This is a genomic window from Quisquiliibacterium sp., assembly GCF_982640115.1.
The window spans coordinates 1-3,540 of the sequence record NZ_CEXFHW010000273.1 but is presented as its reverse complement, the minus strand read 5'-3'; the positions used below and the strand labels follow the sequence as shown (position 1 = coordinate 3,540).

At 70.4% G+C, this 3,540-nt stretch carries 4 protein-coding genes; 3 read left to right on the top strand and 1 reads right to left on the bottom strand.

The window, feature by feature from the left end:
- Window positions 1–394: class I adenylate-forming enzyme family protein (locus AC2H6A_RS18750; protein ID WP_484275239.1), on the top strand; the 394-nt coding region annotated here is incomplete at its 5' end.
- A gap of 53 nt (window positions 395–447) precedes the next feature.
- On the opposite strand, the gene AC2H6A_RS18745 is transcribed toward AC2H6A_RS18750, so the two are convergent.
- Window positions 448–1,038, bottom strand: a complete 591-nt coding sequence (locus AC2H6A_RS18745) for a restriction endonuclease (protein WP_484275238.1) — start codon at window positions 1,036–1,038, stop codon at window positions 448–450.
- Window positions 1,039–1,210: 172 nt separating this feature from the next.
- Between AC2H6A_RS18745 and AC2H6A_RS18740 the strand changes: the two genes are divergently transcribed.
- Together AC2H6A_RS18740 and AC2H6A_RS18735 are read left to right on the top strand one after the other, a co-directional pair.
- Window positions 1,211–1,981 carry an SDR family oxidoreductase gene (locus AC2H6A_RS18740; RefSeq protein WP_484275237.1) on the top strand — a complete coding sequence of 257 codons (771 nt, stop codon included), beginning with the start codon at window positions 1,211–1,213 and terminating at the stop codon, window positions 1,979–1,981.
- A gap of 1 nt (window position 1,982) precedes the next feature.
- A complete protein-coding gene (locus tag AC2H6A_RS18735; RefSeq protein WP_484275236.1) occupies window positions 1,983–3,503 on the top strand; it encodes a flavin-containing monooxygenase in 1,521 nt (506 codons plus the stop codon).
- The last annotated feature ends 37 nt before the right edge of the window (window positions 3,504–3,540 follow it).

Sequence of the window (3,540 nt, the reverse complement as noted above, 5' to 3'; positions counted from 1 at the left end):
GCTGCACACCGGCGACATCGGCCGCCGCGACGACGACGGCTACCTCTACATCACCGACCGCAAGCGCGACCTGATCATCTCGGGCGGCTTCAACATCTTCCCCTTCGAGGTCGAGAGCGCGCTGATGAAGCACCCTGCGGTCCAGGACTGCGCGGTGATCGGCGTACCCGACCCGAAGTGGGGCGAGGCGGTGAAGGCCTGCGTCCAGCTCAAGCCCGGCGGCAGCGCCAGCGCCGAGGAGCTGATCGCCTGGACGCGAGGGCTGATCGGGGCGATGAAGGCGCCCAAGTCCCTGGACTTCATCGAGTCGCTGCCGCGCAGCCCGGTGGGCAAGGTGCTCAAGCGCGAGCTGCGCGCGCCCTACTGGCGCGACCGGCAACGCGGCGTGGGCTGAGGCTGGGGCGGACCGAGTCTGCGCTCGCGAGCAGGCGCAGGCCGGGCAGCCGCTCAGCGCCGGTCGCCCGGCCGCGGCTCGAGCAGCTCGAGCAGCTGTGGCGCGCCGGCCAGCCGGATCACCTGACGGGCCGCGTAGGCCGCGGCCGGCGCGGTGATCTCGCCGGTGGCGATGAACAGCGCCTCATGGGCGTCGAGCCGATCGCGCGAGGCCTGCAGGGCCTCCAGCACCTCGATGCCACTGCGCGCCGCCTTCCAGCGGCGCGCGGCCACCACGGTCACCCGACCCTGGAGCGTCACCAGAAAATCGGCGCCGGAGTGGCGGATCGGCTCGACCTGCGCGCCCTGACGCTGCCAGGCCTCGACGAGTGCGCGCGAGAAGACCTCCCAGCTCATCGCCCGCACCGACTCGACCAGCGCCGTCAACCGGCGCGGACTGGGCGCCTGCAGCTGACGCCAGCCACGAATGCCGGCGATGACCACGAAGGGCAGCGCGAACACCGCCGCAAACAGCGCCGGCAACATCAGCCGCATCAGGCCGAACAGGACGAGCGCCACCAGCAGGCTCGCCCACCAGGGCGAGCGCAGCAGGATCGCGAACAGCGATCCGTCGGCCATCCGCAGGGCGGGCAATCGGAAGGCCATCAGACGGCTCCGGGGGAAGTGAGCCTGGCGGCACGAGGCCACGGGGCTTGCAGCGGCACGGGGCCGCGGGAGCCGGGATCTTGCCACCGCCGCAGGCCGGATTCCGGAAATGCCCGTGCGCCCGCGGGTGTAGCCTTGCGCCATCCCCAATGCACTCACCGAGGAGACACGCATGGACATCAAGGGCAAGGTTGCGGTCATCACCGGAGCGGCCAGCGGCATCGGCCGGGCCACCGCGCTGAAATTCCACGCCGAAGGCGCCGCCGGGGTGGTGGTGGCCGACATGAACGAGGCCGGGCTGCAGCCGGTGGCCCAGGCGGTCAACGGCCTGGCGGTGCGCTGCGATGTCGGCCGCGAAGCCGACATCCAGGCGCTGGTCGATGCCGCCGAGCGGCGCTACGGCCGGGTCGACATCTACTTCTCGAATGCCGGCATCGGCAACAGCCGCGGCCTGGAAGCCGATGACGCCATGTGGGACAAGATGTGGCGCATCCACGGCATGGCCCATGTCTGGGCCGCACGGGCCGTGGTCGACAAGATGGTCGCCCGCGGCGAGGGCTACTTCCTCATCACCGCCTCGGCCGCCGGCCTGCTCAACATCGTCGAATCGGCCGCCTATGGCGTGACCAAGCACGCCGCGGTGGCCATCGCCGAGTGGCTGGCCATCGCCTACGGCCGCAGCGGCCTGCATGTGTCCTGCCTGTGCCCGCAGGCGGTGCGCACCGGCATGGTCCCCGGCGACGGCGGCTCGGCCGGCGGCGATGGCATCCTGAGCGCCGAGGCCGTGGCCGACGAGATCGTGAAGGTGATGGACAAGGAAACCTTCCTGGTGCTGCCGCACCCCGAGGTGCTCGACTACCTGCGCGGCAAGACCGCCAACTACGACCGCTGGCTGGGCGGCATGCAGAAGCTCTACATGAAGAACCAGTCGACACAGGCCTGAGATGAACACCACCACGCGCTCCGACGAGGCCGCCGCGCTGGCCGCGGCCGGCGCCACGCCGGCCGGTCACTTCGATGTGCTGATCGCAGGCGCCGGCATTTCCGGCGTTGGCGGCGCCTATCATCTGCAGGAGCAGTGCCCTGGCACCCGCTTCGTGGTGCTCGACACCCAGGACGGCTACGGCGGCACCTGGCGCACCCACCGCTATCCCGGCATCCGCTCCGACAGCGATCTCTACACCTTCGGCTACCGCTTCAAGCCCTGGCTGGGCGCGCCGATCGCCAGCGCCGCCGAGATCCTGAAGTACATGGGCGAGGTGATCGACGATAACGCCCTGGCACCGCACATCCGCTACCGACACCGCATCGATGCCGCGAGCTGGTCGGGCGCCGAGCGCCGCTGGACGCTGCAGGTCACGCGGCTCGATACCGGCGAGCGGCTGCTGTTCACCGCCGGCTTCCTCTGGATGTGCCAGGGCTACTACCGGCACACCGAGGGCTACACCCCCGAGTGGCCGGGCATGGACCAGTTCGGCGGGCGCATCGTGCATCCGCAGACCTGGCCCGAGGACATCGATCTCGCCGGCAAGCGGGTGGTGGTGATCGGTTCGGGCGCCACCGCGGCCACCCTGGTGCCGGCCATCGCCGACCGATGCGCGCATGTCACCATGCTGCAGCGCTCGCCCACCTACTTCGTCACCGGGCGCAACGCCAACCAGCTCGCCGACACGCTGCGCGAGCTCGACATCGACCCGATGTGGATCCACGAGATCGTGCGCCGCAAGATCCTGTTCGATCAGGCGGCGGTGGCACGCCGATCCTTCAGCGAGCCCGACAAGCTCAAGGCCGAGCTGCTCGCCGGGGTGAAGGCCTTCCTGGGCGACAGCCCGGACATCGAGCGCCACTTCACGCCGCGCTACCGGCCCTGGCGCCAGCGCATCGCCTTCATCCCCGACGGCGACCTGTTCCGCGCCATCCGCGAGGGCAAGGCCTCGGTGGCCACCGACGAGATCGCGCATTTCGACGCCGGCGGCATCGTGCTGAAATCGGGCGAGCGACTCGATGCCGATGTGGTGGTCACCGCCACCGGGTTCCACCTGAATGTGCTGGGCGACATCGCCTTCGAGATCGACGGCAGGCCGCTCGACTTCGCCCAGACCGTGTCCTGGCGCGGCACGATGTTCACCGGCGTGCCCAACCTCGCCTGGGTGTTCGGCTACTTCCGCGCGAGCTGGACCCTGCGCGCCGATCTCATCGCCGACCTGGTCTGCCGGCTGCTGCAGACCATGAAGGCGCGCGGGGCCACGGTGGTCGAGCCGCAACTGCGGCCCGAGGATGCCGAGATGCCGCTGATGCCCTGGGTCGACCCGGAGAACTTCAACCCCGGCTACCTCATGCGCGGCCTGCATCTGCTGCCGCAGCAGGGTGAACGCATGCCCTGGCGGCATTCGCAGGACTACTGGACCGAGAAGGACGAACTGCCGCAGGCCAGCCTCGACGACGGGGCGCTGCGCTTCTCCTGAGTCAGGCGGCGCCCCGGCGGGGCCCGCGCCTGGCGTT

What these genes read in the sequence shown, in the direction of transcription:
- AC2H6A_RS18745 (WP_484275238.1), bottom strand. Translation starts at nt 1,038, where the DNA reads ATGGCCTTCCGATTGCCCGCCCTGCGGATGGCCGACGGATCGCTGTTC.
- AC2H6A_RS18740 (WP_484275237.1), top strand. Translation starts at nt 1,211, where the DNA reads ATGGACATCAAGGGCAAGGTTGCGGTCATCACCGGAGCGGCCAGCGGC.
- AC2H6A_RS18735 (WP_484275236.1), top strand. Translation starts at nt 1,983, where the DNA reads ATGAACACCACCACGCGCTCCGACGAGGCCGCCGCGCTGGCCGCGGCC.